This window comes from Xanthomonas hortorum, assembly GCF_024339125.1.
Taxonomy (GTDB): Bacteria; Pseudomonadota; Gammaproteobacteria; order Xanthomonadales; family Xanthomonadaceae; genus Xanthomonas; species Xanthomonas hortorum.
In genome coordinates, this window is sequence record NZ_CP101417.1 from 2,287,317 (window position 1) to 2,305,121 (window position 17,805).

A 17,805-nucleotide genomic window follows, 5' to 3' on the forward strand; every position below is an offset into this window, starting at 1 on the left:
TCGTGCTGCAGGACCAGGCACCCGCTCGCTCAGGTGCCTTCTACATCTTCAGGATGCTGCAAGTCGCGGCACTGGGCATGGCGTTCGCCCACCTGCGCCAGTGCGCCAGGAAATCCCAAGGCATAGGCATCCAGTTCGATCCAGGCAGGGTTGAGCGTCTCCACCAACTGCCGCCGCCAGGCATGCGGCCAGGCGCGAAGTTGCGTGGCGCGGGCCTGGGCAGCTGCCAGATCGGTGCAGGCCTCGAACCACACCAGCAGCAGCGGCATCACGCGCTCCCTGGGCAAGCTGGCTTCCTGCTGCGCGATGATGCGCCGGCGCGTGTCGCTGATTGCGCCCAGACCACTTGCCACGTCGATGTAAAACGCCTCCCGCCGCGCATGCGCCAGCAGGTAAACCACCGATGGGCCATGAAACAAGCTATCCCAGTCGGCATGCTCAAGCGCCGCGAATTCCGATCTCACCGGAGAGCGCGTGTCAGCCATCTTCGCTACCTCCATCTTCGCCATGCACCATGGGCCAACCCGAGCGCGACCGTCGCGATGTTGGCATAGTGCAATTGCAGGCTAGCAAAGACGCGGCGATCTCGCTCGATACGTATTGGGATGCGCATTAGCGCGGCCGTGCCTGGGCCGAGCAGCGCGAGCGTGCCTACTGGCGCAAGTATCGGCCCGGCATGCCGCCGACTGCTTGCCGATGCGTGCCGTGCAGATGCCGAACAGGTCACGCGATCCCGTTCGGCTTCCGCCACGTCATCAATCATTACATCCGGCCGAACACCAATGCGCCATTGGTACCGCCGAAGCCGAAGCTGTTGGACATCACAGTGTTCAACGTTGCGGCACGCGTTTCGCGCAGGATCGGGAAGCCTTCCGCGCGCGGGTCGAGTTCGTCGATATGCGCCGAGCCGGCCATGAAACCATCGCGCAGCATCAGCAGGCTGTAGATCGCCTCGTGCACGCTGGCCGCGCCCAACGAATGGCCCGACAGCGCCTTGGTCGAGGACAGCGGTGGCACGTTGTCGCCGAACACTTCGCGCACCGCGCCCAGTTCGGTGACATCGCCCAGTGGGGTGGAGGTGCCGTGGGTGTTGAGATAATCGATCGGCTGGCTGAGGCCTTGCATGGCCATGTGCATGCAGCGCACTGCGCCTTCGCCGCTGGGCGCGACCATGTCGGCGCCATCGGAGGTCACGCCATAACCGAGCAATTCGGCATGGATGCGTGCGCCGCGCGCGATGGCGTGGTCGTAGTCTTCCAGCACCAGCATGCCGCCGCCGCTACCGATGACGAAGCCATCACGCTGCGCATCGTACGGGCGCGAGGCGACCGCAGGACGATCGTTGAAGCCGGTCGACAACGCACCCATCGCATCGAACATCACGCTCATGGTCCAGTGCAATTCTTCGCCGCCGCCGGCGAACATCACATCCTGCGCGCCATGCCGGATCAGATCCGCAGCCGCGCCAATGCAATGCGCCGAAGTGGCGCAGGCAGCCGATAGCGAGTAGCTCAGGCCGCGAATCTTGAACGCAGTGGCCAACGATGCAGACACCGCCGAACACATCGTGCGCGGCACCATGTATGGGCCAACCTTGCGCACGCCACGGTTGCGCAGCAGATCGGCGGTTTCCACCTGCCATTGGCTGGATCCGCCACCGGAGCCGGCAATCACGCCGGTACGTAATGCGCTGACCTGTTCGGCATCCAGCCCGGCATCGGCGATCGCATCGCGCATCGCCAGATACGCGTACGCCGAGGCATCGCCCATGAAGCGCTTGAGCTTGCGGTCGATCAGGCTGTCCAGGTCCAGCGCCACCGCGCCGCCGACCTGGCTGCGCAGGCCTGCTTCGGCGTGATCGGGCAACGCGGTGATGCCCGAGCGGCTCTCGCGCAGTGCAGTGGAGACGGTGTCCAGATCATTGCCCAGACACGAATTGATGCCCATTCCGGTGACGACGACACGGCGCATCAGAAATTCTCCGTTGAAGTGAACATGCCTACGCGCAGGTCTTTGGCAGTGTAGATCTCGCGCCCGTCCACCAGCATGCGTGCATCGGTCTGCGCCATCACCAGCTTGCGGTTGATCACGCGGCTGATATCGATCTCGTACGTTACCAGGGTGGCGCTCGGCAGCACCTGGCCGGTGAACTTGACCTCGCCGCAACCCAGCGCGCGGCCGCGGCCCGGCGCGCCGATCCAGGTGAGGAAGAAGCCGGTCAGCTGCCACATCGCATCCAGGCCCAGGCAGCCGGGCATCACCGGGTCGCCGATGAAGTGGCAGCCGAAGAACCAAAGGTCCGGGCGGACATCGAGTTCTGCGCGGATCACGCCCTTGCCGTGTGCACCGCCGGTGTCGTTGATCTCGGTGATGCGGTCGAACATCAGCATCGGGTCGTTGGGCAGGCGGGCACTGTCGGGTCCGAACAATTCCCCACGCGCGCTGGCCAGCAATTGGTCACGCGAGTACGCACTTTGACGAGTCATGACGAACGTTTCCTGCAAGAAGCGATAAGGCGAAGCCGGCAAGCGTGCATGAGGGCGCGCGGTTCAATCAAACGTTTTATCCGTACGCATGCGTGCTGTGTTCAACCGGTTGCGCAGTGCGGCAAGCGGTCTGTGCAGGCCGGATCAAGGCGTGAGACGCGGCTGATTTATCATGTGCTGACGCTTTTGGAGAGACGCCAGCTTGATGCGCAAGATCGTGCACGTGGACATGGATGCGTTCTACGCGTCCGTGGAGCAACGTGACGATCCATCGCTGCGCGGCAAGCCGGTGGTGGTGGCGTGGCGCGGTGCGCGCTCGGTGGTGTGCGCGGCCTCCTACGAAGCGCGTACCTTCGGTATTCGTTCGGCCATGCCGGCGATGCGTGCCGAGCGTCTATGCCCGGACGCGGTGTTCGTGCCGCCGGATTTTGCACGCTACAAGGCGGTGTCGCGGCAGGTGCGCGAGATCTTCTATCGGCATACCGATCTGGTCGAGCCGTTGTCGCTGGACGAGGCCTATCTGGATGTCACGCAAGCCAAGACCGGCATGCAACTGGCCACCGAAATCGCGCAACTGATCCGCACCCAGATCCGCGAGGAAACCCGGCTCACTGCATCGGCCGGCATCGCGCCGAACAAATTCCTGGCCAAGATCGCTTCGGACTGGCGCAAGCCCGACGGGCAGTTCGTCATCGCGCCCAGTCGTGTGGATGCCTTCCTGCTGCCGCTGCCGGTCAATCGTATTCCTGGCGTGGGCAAGGTAATGGATGGCAAGTTGGCGGCCTTAGGCATCGTCACCGTCAGCGATCTGCGGCTGCGTCCCCTGGAAGAATTGCAGGCGCATTTCGGCAGCTTCGGGCAGAGCCTGTATCGCCGCGCGCGTGGCATCGACGAGCGTCCGGTCGAGCCGGATCAGGAGGTGCAGTCGGTGTCCTCGGAAGACACCTTCAGCGAAGATATCGCGCTGGAGGCGCTGGATCCGCACATCCTGCGCCTGGCCGAAAAAACCTGGCTCGCCACGCGGCGCACCGAGCGTATCGGGCGCACCGTGGTGCTGAAATTGAAGACCTCGAACTTTCGCATTCTGACCCGCTCGTACACGCCGGAGCAGCCACCGGCCTCACTGGAGGCACTGGCGGAGATTGCATTGGCGCTGACCCGGCGCGTGGAGTTGCCTGCCGACACGCGCTATCGCCTGGTCGGTGTGGGTTTGAGCGGTTTCAGCGATGCGGAAGAGGGCGCGGTGCAGGGCGAGTTGTTCGGCGAGGTGCCGCAGGCGCAGTGAGTGCGATGCGCGGTGCCTGCACTGCTGCTGCGTTGGCGTGATGCATGCAGCAATGACTGCATCGACGCATGCATCCGCACTCCCCATCGCTCCACGGTGACACGCTGTGAATCCTGCACTTCGTACACTGCGCCTCGCTCTCCCCACACAAGGCAGTCCGCATGTATCCGTATCCACTGGTGATTTTCGACCTGGATGGCACGCTGGTGGACAGCGCACCGAATATTGCCGAAGCGCTCAACGCCACCTTGCAGGAACTTGGGCTGCAGCAGTTCAGCGAGGCGACGATCCGCAGCTGGATCGGCGAAGGGGTGCACGTGCTGCTTGCCACCGCCTTGCGCGAAGCCGGCGGCACGCACGATGCCGATACCGAAATGCCGGTGATGATGCGGCACTACGAAGCCTGCCTGCTGCACAACCCGCAGGTGTATCCCGGCGTTGCCGAGGCATTGACCGGCTTGCGCGAAGCGGGTGCCACGCTGGCGTTGTGCACCAACAAGCCGTCGCGTTTTATCGCACCGTTGTTGGAGCACCTGGGCATCGCGACGCATTTCAGCACGGTGCTCGGTGGCGATTCGCTGCCGCAGCGCAAGCCCGATCCAGCGCCGCTGCTGCATCTAGCCAGGCAGTTTCGGCACACACCGCAGCAGTGCCTGATGGTGGGCGATTCGGCCACCGATGCGGCCGCCGCAAATGCGGCTGCAATGCCGTTGGCGATGGTGCGCTACGGCTATCTGCGCGGCTTTGATGTACAGACATCCGGCGCGGTTGCCCTTGTCGATGACATGCGCGAACTGCTTGCGTTGAAGTAGCGCGCAGCAGCGCCACCGCAGACCTGCGATTTGAGAATGAATCGCATCTGTGTAGAATGCGCGGACAATCTTGACTGCGTTGTAGCGCCTTGCACGTACCCAGTGCACGTTGCACGCATCACCCCCACCGTGTCACCTCAAGCCGTCGCCAGAGGTCTATCTCCTGTCGAGAGGTTTGAGAATGTCCGCATCACGCCGGTCATGGATGTCTGTGCCTGCACGCCGTCCCGTGTTGTCCCACCGTCAGCTGGTGCTGGCCATTGCGCTCGGTTGTGGCAGCTGCATTTGCAGCGCATCTGCCGAAGACGCCGCAGCCGATCCGCAATCGCTGGACACCGTGCATGTCACTGCCGCACAGATCGCCCGGCAAGCATTGGGTTCGTCGGTGATCACCGACGAAGACATCGAACGGCGCCCACCGGTCAACGATCTGTCGCAGTTGCTGCGCACCATGCCTGGCGTCAATCTCACCGGCAACAGTGCCTCTGGCCAGTACGGCAACAACCGCCAGATCGATCTGCGCGGTATGGGCCCGGAAAACACGCTGATTCTGGTCGATGGCAAGCCGGTGGGATCGCGCGATGCCGTGCGCATGGGCCGCAGCGGCGAGCGCAATACGCGCGGCGACACCAACTGGGTGCCTGCCGAAGCGGTGGAGCGCATCGAAGTGCTGCGCGGCCCGGCCGCTGCACGCTATGGCTCGGGTGCCTCCGGTGGCGTGGTCAACATCATCACCAAAAAGCCCACCGGCGATCTGACCGGCTCGATGACGGTGTTCGGTCTTGTGCCGCAGCACAGTGCCGAAGGCGGTGGCCAGCGTGCCGGCTTCCAGCTCAGCGGCCCGCTGTCCGACACGTTCTCGTTCCGTCTCTACAGCAACCTCAACAAAACCGATCCGGATTCGCTGGATCTCAATCGTCGCTTCGCCAGCAACGCTGCCGCAGTGCCACCGGCCGGGCGCGAGGGCGTGCGCAACAAGGACATCAACGGCCTGCTGCGTTGGGACCCGATGGAAGGCCAGGTGCTCGAACTCGATGCCGGTTTCAGCCGCCAGGGCAATCTGTACGCGGGCGATCGCGCGGTCAGTGCCGACGGCCTGGCCGGCGCGGATCTCAGCGCCTTGTTCGGCAGCGAAACCAATACCATGATCCGCCGCACCGCATCGCTGACCCATCGCGGCACCTGGGCGCTGGGCACCTCGCGCCTCACTGCTGCCCATGAAGGCACCGACAACACCCGCCTCAACGAAGGCCTGGCCGGCGGGCCGGAAGGCTCCATCGCCGCCGGCCTGCTCAACTCCACCGCCACGCTCGATAACCTCAACATCGATGGCGAATTCAACATGCCGTTGCAGGCCTGGGCCGAACAGGTGCTCACGCTGGGTTTCGAGCGCCGCCAGAGCCGCCTCAGCGATGCCTATTCGATGTCGCAAGCCGTCACCGCCGGCGGCGGCTTCCCCGGCCTTGCCGCAGGCGCACGCAGTCCACGCAGCGAAGCCACGCTCAGCGCGGTGTATCTGGAAGACAACATCTACGCCACCGAGCGGCTGACGCTCACGCCGGGCCTGCGGCTGGATCACCACAGCCAGTTCGGCAACAACCTCAGCCCCAGCCTCAACGTGCAGTACAAACTCACCGACGACTGGCTGCTCAAGGGCGGCATCGCGCGCGCGTTCAAGGCGCCCAACCTGTACCAGTCCAACGCCAATTATCTGTATTACACGCGCGGCAATGGCTGCCCGGTGTTGTTCCCCAATCTCGGCTCGGGCTGCTATATCCAGGGCAACGACAACCTCGATCCGGAGACCAGCATCAACAAGGAGATCGGCATCGAGTGGGCACCGCAGAGCGGCCACCACGCCTCGCTGACGTATTTCCACAACGCCTATGACGACAAGATCGTTGCCGGCATGACGCCGGTTGGCGTCACTGTCGACAGACGTGGGCAGGTGTTCCAGTGGACCAACGCGTCGGAAGCGATCGTGCAGGGCGTGGAGGGCAATCTCACCTTGCCGCTGCTGGGCGACCAGGGCCGCGAACTGAAGTGGAACACCAACGTCACCTACATGATCGAGAACAAGAACACCGCCACCGATCAGCCGTTGTCGGTGATCCCGGAATACACCGTCAATACCACGCTGGATTGGCAACCGACCCAGGCCTTGTCGCTGCTGCTCATCGGCACCTTCTACGGCAAGCAGGAATCGGCCACCCAATCGAGCACCAGCGGCGGCGCCATCGCCCCCGACGCGCGCGACCCCTACGATCTGTGGGGCATCAGTGCGCGTTACCGCATTACCCGCAAGATCAGCGTGGGGATGGGCGTGGATAACCTGTTCGATACGCGACTGTTCCGCGAAGGCACCAACAACACCGGCGGTGCGGCGGGTGCGGCCACCTACAACGAGCCAGGGCGCGCGTATTGGGCGAGCTTGAGTTTCGGCTTCTAAATGGCGATGCAGCGCCGCGTACAAACGTGCGCGGCGCATGAGGAGAGCATGCAGTGATGCGACATCATCGTTGGCGGCTTGCGTGCGCCGGTTTGCTGATGTGGATCGTCGGTATAGCACCTGCGTTCGCGCAGCCGGATCTGACTCGCACGCTCGGCAGCACCGTTGCCGATCGTCCCAGCGCCTCGTATGGCTTCAGCGCGTTGCGTCTGGACTCGGCCGATGCCCAACGCCATTACCGCGTACGGATTGCCACACCCAAGGCAGCGCCGCCCGCTGCGGGATATCCGGTGGTGTATCTGCTGGATGGCAATGCGGCATTGATGGAACTGGATGAGCGCCTGCTCGACAGCCTGTCCACGCACGGCGCTGCACCGGTGCTGGTGTTCATCGCCGACGACAGTGCGATGCGCATCGACGCGGTGGGGCGCAGTCTGGATTACACGCCTGCGCGTTTTACCGATGGCCGTGTGGAAACCGATCCGCTGAATCCGCAGCGCAGGACCGGCGGCGCGGCCGCATTCGCGCAACTGATCGCCACACGCATTCGCCCGCAGGTGGAAGCGCGCGCGTCGGTGGATCGTCAGCGGCAAACGCTATGGGGCCATTCGTATGGCGGGCTGTTCGTGCTGCAGATGTTGTTGACACAGCCGCAGCTGTTTCAACACTACGTCGCGGTCGATCCGTCGCTGTGGTGGGGCGATGGGTTTATCGTCCAGCAGGCGCGGCGCGTGGTGGATCACGCACAAGCAGCTTCTGCAGACACACAGCCATCGCAGCGTCGTCTGACGCTGATGGCAGGCGAGGGCAGGCCACCGGGACAAGATGCAACACCGGATCGCCCCGGGCGGCCGCGTGCAGACCCATACGCTGCACAGAATCTCGTCACGCTGTTGTCGTCGTTACCCGGCCTCACCACCGAGTACCAACCGCTACTTGGCCTTAGCCATGGTCAGACGCTGGGTGCATCGCTTGCGCCAACGTTACGGGATGCAGCGACGCGTTGATGACGCTATCGATTGAGCATCGAGGATCAATCGATCGAGAAATCAACGATCACGCTGCTACTGATCGCATCACCATCGCGATGCACACACAGCTGCTACAACCTGGCACAGACGCTCAATCGTCCTGCGTCTCGCCTGTTGCCGCATCGTCATCGGCTGCCTCACGCATGTCGCCATGCGTATCGTCGTTATCGGCGCGCGCGTAGTGCACGGTCTCCACCGGCCCACCCACCGCGCGTCCACGCACCGGTAGCAACGCGCTGGCCGCTTCGTACTCGGCCAGCAAGGCATGCCGCCGCGCTTCGGGCACCTCCTGCCAATGGCAGTCGGTCAACGCACCCTCGAGCGAATACAGCAGATTGAGGCTGGGCTTGAAGCCGGCGCGGCGCACTTTGACGAACGCGCCCACCGCGCCCACCGCCTGCAGATCCTCCTGCGTGCGCAGGCCAACCTGACGCAGCCACGCTGCACTTTTCGGGCCGATGTTGCGCAGCCGTTCTGTGGTCACGTCAGCGCGCCGACAAAGATCTGCGCAATGGCTTCCAGGCCGCGCTGGTCGTCGGCATCGAAGCGATCCAGCTCCGGGCTGTCCAGATCCAGCACGCCGATCAGCGCATCGCCCTTGACCAGCGGAATCACCAGCTCCGAGCGCGACGCCGAATCGCAGGCGATATGTCCGGGGAAGGCGTCCACGTCGGCAATGCGCTGGCTCTGCCGGGTGCTGGCGGCCGCGCCGCACACGCCCTTGTCCAGCGGGATGCGCACGCAGGCCGGCAAGCCCTGGAACGGCCCCACCACCAGCTCGCGGCCGTCGTAAAAGTAGAAGCCGGCCCAGTTGAGCGACGGCAACGCGTTGAAGATCAGGGCGGCAAGGTTGGCCGCATTGGCGATCCGATCCGGCTCGCCATGCACCAGTGCCTGGGCCTGGGCGGTGAGCTGGGCGTATTGTTCCGGCTTGCTGCCGGTCAGCGAAGAAGTTGTGAACATGGCCGAAGTCTAGCAGCGGCCATCCGCAGGGTCGTTGCGACTCAGCGTTCCGTTCGGATCCGCACGCTATGCTGCGCGCCCTCACTGCAACCGCGGCGTGGCCGCAGGAACCAAACGCATGCAGCTTTCGGCGTTCTATGTCACCGGCACCGACACCGGCATCGGCAAGACCATGGGCAGCACCGCGTTGCTGCACGCATTGCGCGCACGCGGGCACACCGCCGTGGGCATGAAGCCCGTCGCCAGCGGCTGCGAGCAAACCGCGCACGGCTGGCGCAACGAGGACGCCCTGGCGCTGCAGGCCGCCAGCGACCCGCAACCCGACTACGCCACTCTCAATCCCTATGCCTTGCCGGCCCCGCTGGCGCCGGAGCTGGCCGCCGCCGATGTCGGCGTCACCCTGTCGCTGGAGCCGATCGCCCGCGCCTTCGCGCAATTGCGCAGCCAGGCCGAGGTGGTGGTGGTCGAAGGCGTCGGCGGCTGGGCCGCGCCATTGAGCGCCGATCTGGACCAGGCCGATCTGGTCCGCGCACTCAAGCTGCCCGTTGTGCTGGTGGTCGGCGTGCGGCTGGGCTGCATCAATCACGCGCGCCTGACTGCCGCCGCCATCGCCGCCGATGGGCTGGACTGCATCGGCTGGATCGCCAACGAAATCGATCCGCAGATGGAGCGCATCGAAGAGAACATCGACATGCTGCGCCAGCGCCTGACGATGCCGTGCTGGGGCCGGATCGCATGGCGTCCGGGTGCCGACGCTGCGATTCAGGCGCAAGGGCTGCAGCTGCCGGAATAAGTGGAGCCGGCGGTCTAGCGACTGCACAGCGGCCAGACAAGCGCCGCCACGGGCGGCGTCGGCAGCACGCAGGCCAATGCGCAGACAATAAAAAAGCCCGACAGAGGGAGGGATCTGTCGGGCCGGATTGCATGGGGGGAGGGACCCATGCAAAGACGCTGAATTTTGGTGGCGGTTACTTGCGCCGGGTGTTGCCTTTGCTCGCTTGCTCGTTGTTGGCGTCGAACTGCTGCTTGGCCAGTTGGCCGAGCGCATCGGAGGCCTTCAAGCCCAAGCCGACCACTTCCTGATTGACCGACGCTAGACGTTCCAGGTTGTCGCGGGCCAGTTGCAGCCCCTTCGGCCAGAGCGTCTTGTAGGCGCCCAGCTCGCGTGCCTGTGCAAACTCACCGAAGAAGCTGGTGGTCACGCTCACGTTTTGCTCCAACGTCTTCAGCTGCAGGCCAAACGCGTTTTCTGCGTGTTCCATCGCCAACTGGTTGGCGCGTGCCGCTGCGGAAGCAAAACTGCTGAAGCCGTTTTCGAACTGCGCCGACATTGCGAACCCCTTGGGGAATGCTGTGACTGTTTGTTGCGTTGCAGCATACGCGGATATTGTTGCGATGCAACACGTTTGCTGAAAATTTCCAAAACAGCTTCAAGAGGCTTTTGGGATCAACAAGTTATCCAGGCCGCAGAAACGGCAAAGCCGCCCAGTAGGCGGCCTTGCGTCACACGATTGCGCCGGGCGATCAGCCGCGATAACGGCAGCCGGACGTGCAGGTTTCGTGCACCACGATCTCGCTCAACTGCGGCAGCGCCGGCTTGAGCTGCTGCCAGATCCAGATCGCCAGACGCTCGCTGGTCGGGTTCTCCAATCCCTCGATGTCGTTGAGGTAGTGGTGGTCCAGGCGGTCGTAGATCGGCTTGAAGGCGGCCTTGATGTCGCCGAAATCCATGATCCAGCCGGTCTCGGCACCCGGCTCGCCGCTGACATGCAGCTCGATCCGAAACGAATGCCCGTGCAGGCGGGCGCACTTGTGGCCGGGCGGCACATTGGGAAGCCGATGCGCGGCTTCGAGCGTAAAGACTTTGAAGATATCCATGCGCGCCATTGTAAGTGCGCCAGTGCTTTTCGGGCTGTGCCAATCGCTGCGAGACAGCCCATCTGCGAGCTCTTGAAGACAAACAGCAGCATGCGTTGTTCTCGTTGTGCTCAATCGCCATACGCAGCGCACGACGTCCGACACGCGTCTTACCGCGTCTGGCCGCCAGTGTGTGTCACAGCGCGTCATATCCCTATGCAGTTATGTAATTTTTGTTAATCAATCGCGCATGGCCCACTGCAAAACCCCCATTCATGGATGCCGTGCGTGAAGCGCCCTACGCCTTACCTGCTGTCCCTTGCCGTTCTCTCGGCGCTGATTCCCCTCGCTCATGCCGACGACGCGACACCCGACACGGGCAAGACCCTGGCCACCGTCAGCGTCACCGGCTCCAACATCAAGCGCACCGACAGCGAAGGCCCGAACCCGGTGCAGGTGATCGACCGCCAGCAGCTGGAGCAGTCCGGCAAGGTCACCGTGGCCGACGCACTGCGCTCGATCTCCGCCAACACCGGCAACGCCACCAACGAAACCACCAACAACGGGTGGGCCTCGGGCTCGGCGGGTATCGGCTTGCGCGGCCTGTCGCAGAAGAACACCCTGGTGCTGCTCAACGGACGCCGCCTGGCCAATTACGGCTTTCCCGCCAATGGCCTGGGCGACACCTTCGTCAACCTCAACGCGCTGCCGCTGGTGGCGGTGGAACGCATCGAAGTGCTCAAGGACGGCGCCTCTGCCGTGTACGGCTCCGATGCGGTGGCCGGGGTGGTCAACATCATCACCCGGCAGGATTTTCAGGGCGCCGAACTCGGCATCAGCGGCGGCACCTCCGATCAGGGCGGCATGGACACCCAGCGCGCCAAGTTCATCGGCGGCATCGGCGATCTGGACAGCGACGGCTACAACATCCTTTTCAGTGTCGACGCCTACAACCGCGACCGGCTGGATCAGGACCAGCGCGAACTGACCCGCTCGGGCATCTATACCGATCTGCCCGGCGGGCGCTGGAACGGCTGGTCGGCCAAGGGCGCGCGCTATCTGGTCGGCGGCCGCTCGGTGCCGATGCTCGACGCGCAAGGCAACTGCCCCACCGGCACGGTGCTCACCGCCAGCGCACCGATCGACGGCCTGGCCGGCGATACCTGCGGCTTCAACCAGGCTCCGTTCACCACGCTGATTCCCTCGACCAAGCGCTACCAGGCCTATACCAACGCCACCTTCCGGCTCAGCGACACTGTCGAAGCGTTTGGCGAGGCGCTCTACAGCGAGGTCAAGGGCGTGTCGATCTTCGGCTCCAGCCCGTACTTCACCCTGGAAGGCGGCCGCTTTGCGTTGAACGCCGTGACCGGGCTGGCCGAGCCGGTGTCCAACCTGCTGCCGGCCTCCAGCCCCTACAACCCGTACGGCACGGCGGTACCGATCGAATACACCTTCTTCGACCTGGGCCAGACGGTCAAAACCAATCGCTCGCAGTCCTACCGCTTTCTCGGCGGCGTGCGCGGCAAGACCGAACGCTGGGACTGGGAGGCGGCGGCGTTCGCCGCGCGCAGCACCGAGCACGAAACCGTCTCCGGCGGTTTCGCTAATCGCTTCACGTTGGCGCAGGCGCTGGCCGACGGCAGCTACAACCTGCTCGATCCATCGGCCACGCCGCAATCGGTGATCGACGGTATCAACCTCAGCACGCTGCGCCCGGCGCAATCGACGCTGCGCGGCGTCGATGCCAAAGTGTCCGGGAATCTGTTCGAGCTGCCGGCCGGCAGCGTCGGATTCGCCGCCGGTGCCGAGTGGCGTCAGGAAGAATTGGTCTCGCGTAATCCGCTGCAGATCGATCAAGGCCTGCAGATCCGCCCGGCGATTGCTGCGGTGGATGGCGAGCGCAAGGTGTCGGCGCTGTATGCCGAGGTCAACCTGCCGCTGCTGCAATCGCTGGAACTGCAACTGGCCGGGCGCGGTGATCATTACAGCGATTTCGGCAATGCGTTTTCGCCCAAGGCCAGCCTGCGTTGGCAACCGCTGGATGCTGTGTTGGTACGCGCGGCGGCCTCGCGTGGCTTCCGCGCACCGTCGCTATCGGAGAATGCGGCCAGTACGAATATCTCCTACGGCTCGGTGGTCGATCCGTTCGATCCGGATGTGCCGGGCTCGCGCCAGAACCCGACCTTCTTCACCGTCGGCAACACCGAGCTCAATCCGGAGCGCACGCGCAGCTACAACCTTGGCGTGGTGCTGTCGCCGTGGGCCGACACCAGCCTGAGCGTGGACTGGTACAAGATCGAACTGGAGAATCTGGTCGGCACCGGCAACAACGCCACCATCGTGCAGAACAACAACCCGGCCGATGTCATCCGCAACGAGCGCGGCACGCTGGTGGCGGTGTACAACCGCTATCAAAACCTCAGCGAGCTGACCACCTCCGGTATCGATGTCGAATTGCGCCAGCGCTGGCGCACCGAAGCGGCCGGCAACTTCGGCCTCAATACCGCTTACACCCACGTGCGCGATTACCGCCGCCCCACCGTGGTCGGTGGCCCGTTGCAGGATTACGCCGGCAGCAACCTCGGTCCCTCGTTGCCGCGCAACAAGGCGACCACCACGCTGGACTGGAATCTGGGCACCGTCAGTGCGGCGCTGACCTGGTACTACACCGGCGGCTACGACCAGAAGGCCAGCGCGGCAGCGAGTGCATTGCAGTCGCGCGTGAGCGACTACAACCAGTTCGATCTGTATCTGGCTTACACCGGCATCGACAAGCTCACGCTCTACGCCAAGATCGAGAATCTGGCCGACAAGCAGCCGCCGGTGGATGCCTCGTTCCCGGGGATTCGCGCGCCGTACGACTTCACCCAGTACGACCTGCGCGGGCGCTATTTCACCGTGGGCCTGGACTATCGCTTCTGATCGGCGCACGTACGGCCCGTGCGCGGTCGTGCGATGGTGGCTGTGTGCTCGCCAGCGCCCTGTATCAAACCAATCGCCGTTTACCCCGGACACTTTATTCAAGGAACTACGATGACCTCTTCGCAGCACGCCTGGCTACTCGCCCTGGCATTCGTCGCGCCTGCCCTGGCTGCACAACCTGCGGCACCCGCCGCACTGCCGGGTTACGACGCCGCTGCCGCACAGGCGCAACGCGCGCTGGAAGCGCGTTTCGATGGCGGATTGAAGGACGCCGATTATCGTGGCTGGTTGAAGCAATGGGCGTCGGCGCCCAACCACGTCGGCTCGCCGCATAACCTGGAAAACGCCCGCGATCTGCAGACGCGCCTGCGCGCCTACGGGTGGGATGCGCGCATCGAAACCTTCGAGGTGCTGTGGCCCTCGCCCAAGACCTCGCAGCTGGAACTGCTCGGGGCCAAACCGTATGTCGCCCGTCTCAAGGAGCCGCCGCTGCCGGGCGACAGTACCTCTACTCAGACCGAAAACGTCTTGCCACCGTATGTGATCTATGGCGGCAATGGCGATGTCACCGGCGACCTGGTCTACGTCAATTACGGCATCGCCGAAGACTACGAAGCGCTGGCGCGCAACGGCGTGGACGTGCGCGGCAAGATCGTCATTGCGCGCTACGGCAAAGGTTGGCGCGGGCTCAAGCCGCGGCTGGCGCAGGAGCATGGTGCGATCGGCGCGATCATTTATTCCGATCCGCGCGACGACGGTTATTTTCAGGATCAGGCGTATCCGGATGGCCCGGCGCGCAACCAGTGGAGCGTGCAACGCGGCTCGGTCGCCAATTTCGCGATCTATCCCGGCGATCCGCTCACCCCGGGCGTCGGCGCCAGCAAAAGCGCCAAACGCCTGAAGATCGAGCAGGCCGGCAGCGTGTTGAAGATTCCCACGCTGCCGATCAGCTGGGGCGACGCGCAGCCATTGCTGGCCGCCCTGGGCGGGCCGGTGGCACCGGAGGACTGGCGCGGCGCCTTGCCGATCACCTACCGCATCGGCGGGGATGACACCGCGCGCGTGCACCTCAAGGTCGATGCGGACTGGGGTAGCAAGACCATCTACAACGTCATCGCCACCCTGGGCGGCAGCGAGTATCCGGACCAGTGGGTGGTGCGCGGCAATCACCGCGACGGCTGGGTGTTCGGTGCGGCCGATCCGCTTTCAGGCACCACCGCATTGCTGGCCGAAGCCAAGGCGATTGGCGAGCTGGCCAAGCAAGGGCAGCGCCCCAAGCGCACGCTCGTCTATGCCAGCTGGGACGGCGAAGAAGCCGGCTTGCTGGGCTCCACCGAATGGGCCGAACAGCACGCCGACGAATTGCGCCGCAAGGCGGTGCTGTACGTCAACACCGACGGCAATGGGCGCGGCTTTCTCAATGCCGGCGGCAGCCATGCGCTGCAACGCCTGGTCAACGGGGTGGCGGCGGATCTGCGCGACCCCGACAGCGGCGTGAGCGTGCTCGAACGGCAACGCGCACGTGCCCGCATCGATGCCTTGGCACCCACCGCCAAGCCGGCGCAAAAAGACATCGCCAAGCAGGTCGCGGCCGGTGGCGATGTGCCGCTCAAGGCGCTTGGCTCGGGCAGCGACTACAGCCCGTTCCTGCAGCATCTGGGGCTGGCGACGCTGGATCTGGGCTACGGCGGGCAGGGCGGCGGTAGCGGCGTCTATCACTCGCTGTACGACTCCTACGATTATTTCGCGCGCTATATCGATCCGGATTTCAGCTATCTGCCGCTGTTGTCGCAGACCGTAGGCCGCACCGTGTTGCGCGTGGCAAATGCACCGGTGTTGCCGCAGCGTTTCGGCGATTTTGCCGATGCGGTGGCCGGTTACGCGCAGGAGCTCAAGCAGCAGGCCGACAGCGATCGCACTGCCGCACGCACGCAGGCCGAGTTGTTGCATGCCGGTGCCTACGCCGCGGTCGACAATCCCAACCGCCCGCAACGTGCCCCCGAGCCGAAAGCCGCGGTGCCGCAGATCGACTTCGCCGCATTGGATCAGGCGATTACGCGCTTGCAGACCAGCGCCAAGCGTTACGACAGTGCACTCGCATCGCGCGGCGGCAACCTGGATTCAGGCGTGCGCGGCAAGCTCAATGCCTCGCTGCAGCGCATCGACCAGACCTTGCTGGCCGAAGGCGGTTTGCCGGGCCGGCCGTGGTACCGCAATCTGATCTATGCACCCGGCCTTGCCACCGGCTACGAGGTCAAGACCTTGCCGGGCATTCGCGAAGCGCTGGAAGACCGGCGCTGGGACGATCTGAGCAAATACATCGTGCAGACCGCTGCGGTGCTGGATCGGTATCGCGAGGCGATCGATCGCAATACGGCGTTGATCGAAGGCTAGGGCAGCGAGCGCGCGCTGGCACGCATGTGTCATTCGTGTGGGAGCAAGCTGCGTCGCACATCTTTGGAATGCGCAGTTAACGACATGCCCACATTGCTCAGCGTGCGCCCACAAAAAAGCCGCCCCGAAGGGCGGCTTTTTCTTTCAGTTCACCGCATGCCTAAGCGCCGGTCGCACCGGCGCACAGGATTCAGCGCGTGCCGCTCGGACGCTGACCACCACGGCCACCATCGCGACGGCCTGCGCCGGCACCGGCAGCAACACCGGCCTGACGCGGACCGCTGCTGCGCTGGCCACCCGGCTTCTTCGGGCCGGCATGCGCATGCGCCTGACGCGGTGCATCGCCATGCGGACGACGGGCGTGGCTCTTGCGCGGCGCGCGATCGCCACCCGGCTGTTCGGCACGGCCCGGGGCGCTGTTGCCCCAGCGGATCGGGGTCTGCGGCTCGTAGCCCGGCACGTCGCGGATTTCCACGTCGCGGCCCAACATGCGCACGATCTGGCGCAGCAGCTTGGCCTCGTCCTGCGCCACCAGCGAGATCGCTTCGCCGGTGGAGCCGTTACGGCCGGTGCGACCGATGCGGTGCACGTAATCCTCGGCCACCATCGGCAGGTCGTAGTTGATGACCTTGGGCAGCTCGTTGATGTCGATGCCGCGCGCGGCGATATCGGTGGCCACCAGCACGGTCACACGGCCGGCCTTGAAGTCGCTCAGGGCACGCATGCGCTGGCCCTGGCTCTTGTTGCCGTGGATCGCCGCGGTCTTGATGCCGGACTTCTCCAGGAACAGTGCCAGCTTGTCGCTGCCATGCTTGGTGCGCGCAAAGACCAGGGTCTGCTCGCGGCTGTCCTGCGCCAACAGATGCAGCAGCAGATCGCGCTTGCGCGCGCCATCGACAGGGTGCACGCGGTGGGTGATGCTCTCGGCCACGGTGTTGCTCGGGGTGACCTGGATCTGCATCGGGTTGCGCATGAATTCCAGCGCCAGCTGCTTGATGTTCTCTTCGAACGTGGCCGAGAACAGCAGGGTCTGGCGGTCCTGGCGCGGCAGCTTGGTCAGGATGCGCTTGATCGACGGCAAAAAGCCCATGTCGAGCATGCGGTCGGCTTCGTCCAGGATCAGCACTTCGATGCCGGACAGGTCCACGCTGCGACGCTCGATATGGTCGATCAGCCGGCCCGGGCAGGCGATCAGCAGATCAACGCCACGACGCAGGGTGTCGAGCTGGTTGCCCATACCCACGCCGCCGTAGATCACCGCGCTCGGAATGCGCAGGTACTTGCTGTAGCCGCGCAGGCTGTCATGCACCTGGGTGGCCAGCTCGCGGGTGGGGGTCAGGATCAGCGCGCGCGGCTTGCGCGGGCCGTTGACCGGCTGCGGCGTGGTGCCCAGGTGCTGCAGCAGCGGCAGGCCGAACGCGGCGGTCTTGCCGGTACCGGTCTGTGCGCCGGCCAGCAGGTCGTGACCTGCCAGCACCAGCGGGATCGCCTGCTGCTGGATCGCGGTGGGGGTTTCATAGCCCTGCTCGGCCAACGCGCGCAGCAGGAAGGGCGCAAGGCCCAGGGATTCAAAAGACATCAGGAAGCTCCAAGTAAAGCGTCGCCA

General features: G+C 64.7%; 15 protein-coding genes. 7 read left to right on the plus strand and 8 right to left on the minus strand.

Going from position 1 to position 17,805, the window contains the following annotated elements; genetic code table 11:
* Positions 1-29 precede the first annotated feature (29 nt).
* From NMB96_RS09670 to fabA, 3 genes are all read right to left on the minus strand, one after another.
* On the minus strand, positions 30-485 hold the full coding sequence (locus NMB96_RS09670; RefSeq protein ID WP_255086764.1) for a GIY-YIG nuclease family protein: 456 nt from the start codon (positions 483-485) through the stop codon (positions 30-32).
* A gap of 277 nt (positions 486-762) precedes the next feature.
* A complete protein-coding gene (fabB, locus tag NMB96_RS09675; protein ID WP_255086765.1) occupies positions 763-1,971 on the minus strand; it encodes a beta-ketoacyl-ACP synthase I in 1,209 nt (402 codons plus the stop codon).
* Positions 1,971-2,486 (minus strand): 3-hydroxyacyl-[acyl-carrier-protein] dehydratase FabA, encoded by a 516-nt coding sequence (gene fabA / locus NMB96_RS09680; RefSeq protein WP_176341626.1) that lies wholly within the window; start codon positions 2,484-2,486, stop codon positions 1,971-1,973. Before fabA ends, fabB begins: the two co-directional genes overlap by 1 nt.
* A 205-nt stretch (positions 2,487-2,691) precedes the next feature.
* Here fabA and dinB point away from each other — a divergent pair, with 205 nt between their 5' ends.
* The 4 genes from dinB to NMB96_RS09700 all read left to right on the plus strand — a co-directional run bounded on the left by dinB (position 2,692) and on the right by NMB96_RS09700 (position 8,039).
* Positions 2,692-3,771: a DNA polymerase IV gene (gene dinB, locus NMB96_RS09685; RefSeq protein ID WP_255086767.1), complete on the plus strand. Its 1,080-nt coding sequence runs from the start codon at positions 2,692-2,694 to the stop codon at positions 3,769-3,771.
* A gap of 161 nt (positions 3,772-3,932) precedes the next feature.
* A complete protein-coding gene (locus NMB96_RS09690) occupies positions 3,933-4,583 on the plus strand; it encodes a phosphoglycolate phosphatase (RefSeq protein ID WP_255086768.1) in 651 nt (216 codons plus the stop codon).
* Positions 4,584-4,815: 232 nt separating this feature from the next.
* Entirely contained in the window at positions 4,816-7,032 is a 2,217-nt protein-coding gene (locus NMB96_RS09695; protein WP_485130473.1) for a TonB-dependent siderophore receptor, read from the plus strand.
* A 98-nt stretch (positions 7,033-7,130) separates the two neighbouring features.
* Positions 7,131-8,039, plus strand: a complete 909-nt coding sequence (locus tag NMB96_RS09700; protein ID WP_425520924.1) for an alpha/beta hydrolase — start codon at positions 7,131-7,133, stop codon at positions 8,037-8,039.
* A gap of 115 nt (positions 8,040-8,154) precedes the next feature.
* On the opposite strand, the gene NMB96_RS09705 is transcribed toward NMB96_RS09700, so the two are convergent.
* Positions 8,155-8,547: a TfoX/Sxy family protein gene (locus tag NMB96_RS09705; RefSeq protein ID WP_255086771.1), complete on the minus strand. Its 393-nt coding sequence runs from the start codon at positions 8,545-8,547 to the stop codon at positions 8,155-8,157.
* On the minus strand, positions 8,544-9,026 hold the full coding sequence (locus tag NMB96_RS09710; RefSeq protein WP_255086772.1) for a GAF domain-containing protein: 483 nt from the start codon (positions 9,024-9,026) through the stop codon (positions 8,544-8,546). Before NMB96_RS09710 ends, NMB96_RS09705 begins: the two co-directional genes overlap by 4 nt.
* Positions 9,027-9,144: 118 nt before the next feature.
* Here NMB96_RS09710 and bioD point away from each other — a divergent pair, with 118 nt between their 5' ends.
* Positions 9,145-9,819: a dethiobiotin synthase gene (gene bioD, locus NMB96_RS09715; RefSeq protein WP_255086773.1), complete on the plus strand. Its 675-nt coding sequence runs from the start codon at positions 9,145-9,147 to the stop codon at positions 9,817-9,819.
* A 175-nt stretch (positions 9,820-9,994) separates the two neighbouring features.
* Here the strand turns inward: bioD and NMB96_RS09720 are convergent, their stop codons facing one another.
* The gene (locus tag NMB96_RS09720; RefSeq protein ID WP_255086774.1) at positions 9,995-10,357 is read right to left on the minus strand and encodes a phasin family protein; all 363 of its coding nucleotides are present in this window, start codon (positions 10,355-10,357) and stop codon (positions 9,995-9,997) included.
* Positions 10,358-10,550: 193 nt separating this feature from the next.
* A complete protein-coding gene (queD, locus tag NMB96_RS09725) occupies positions 10,551-10,904 on the minus strand; it encodes a 6-carboxytetrahydropterin synthase QueD (protein WP_043888904.1) in 354 nt (117 codons plus the stop codon).
* 258 nt (positions 10,905-11,162) lie between these two features.
* Between queD and NMB96_RS09730 the strand changes: the two genes are divergently transcribed.
* Both NMB96_RS09730 and NMB96_RS09735 read left to right on the plus strand, forming a co-directional pair.
* Complete coding sequence (locus tag NMB96_RS09730; RefSeq protein WP_425520916.1) at positions 11,163-13,805, plus strand: TonB-dependent receptor; 2,643 nt, start codon at positions 11,163-11,165, stop codon at positions 13,803-13,805.
* Positions 13,806-13,916: 111 nt separating this feature from the next.
* A complete protein-coding gene (locus tag NMB96_RS09735) occupies positions 13,917-16,199 on the plus strand; it encodes a transferrin receptor-like dimerization domain-containing protein (RefSeq protein ID WP_255086776.1) in 2,283 nt (760 codons plus the stop codon).
* A 190-nt stretch (positions 16,200-16,389) separates the two neighbouring features.
* Here NMB96_RS09735 and NMB96_RS09740 read toward each other — a convergent pair whose 3' ends face one another.
* A complete protein-coding gene (locus tag NMB96_RS09740) occupies positions 16,390-17,778 on the minus strand; it encodes a DEAD/DEAH box helicase (RefSeq protein ID WP_006450465.1) in 1,389 nt (462 codons plus the stop codon).
* Positions 17,779-17,805: the final 27 nt, after the last annotated feature.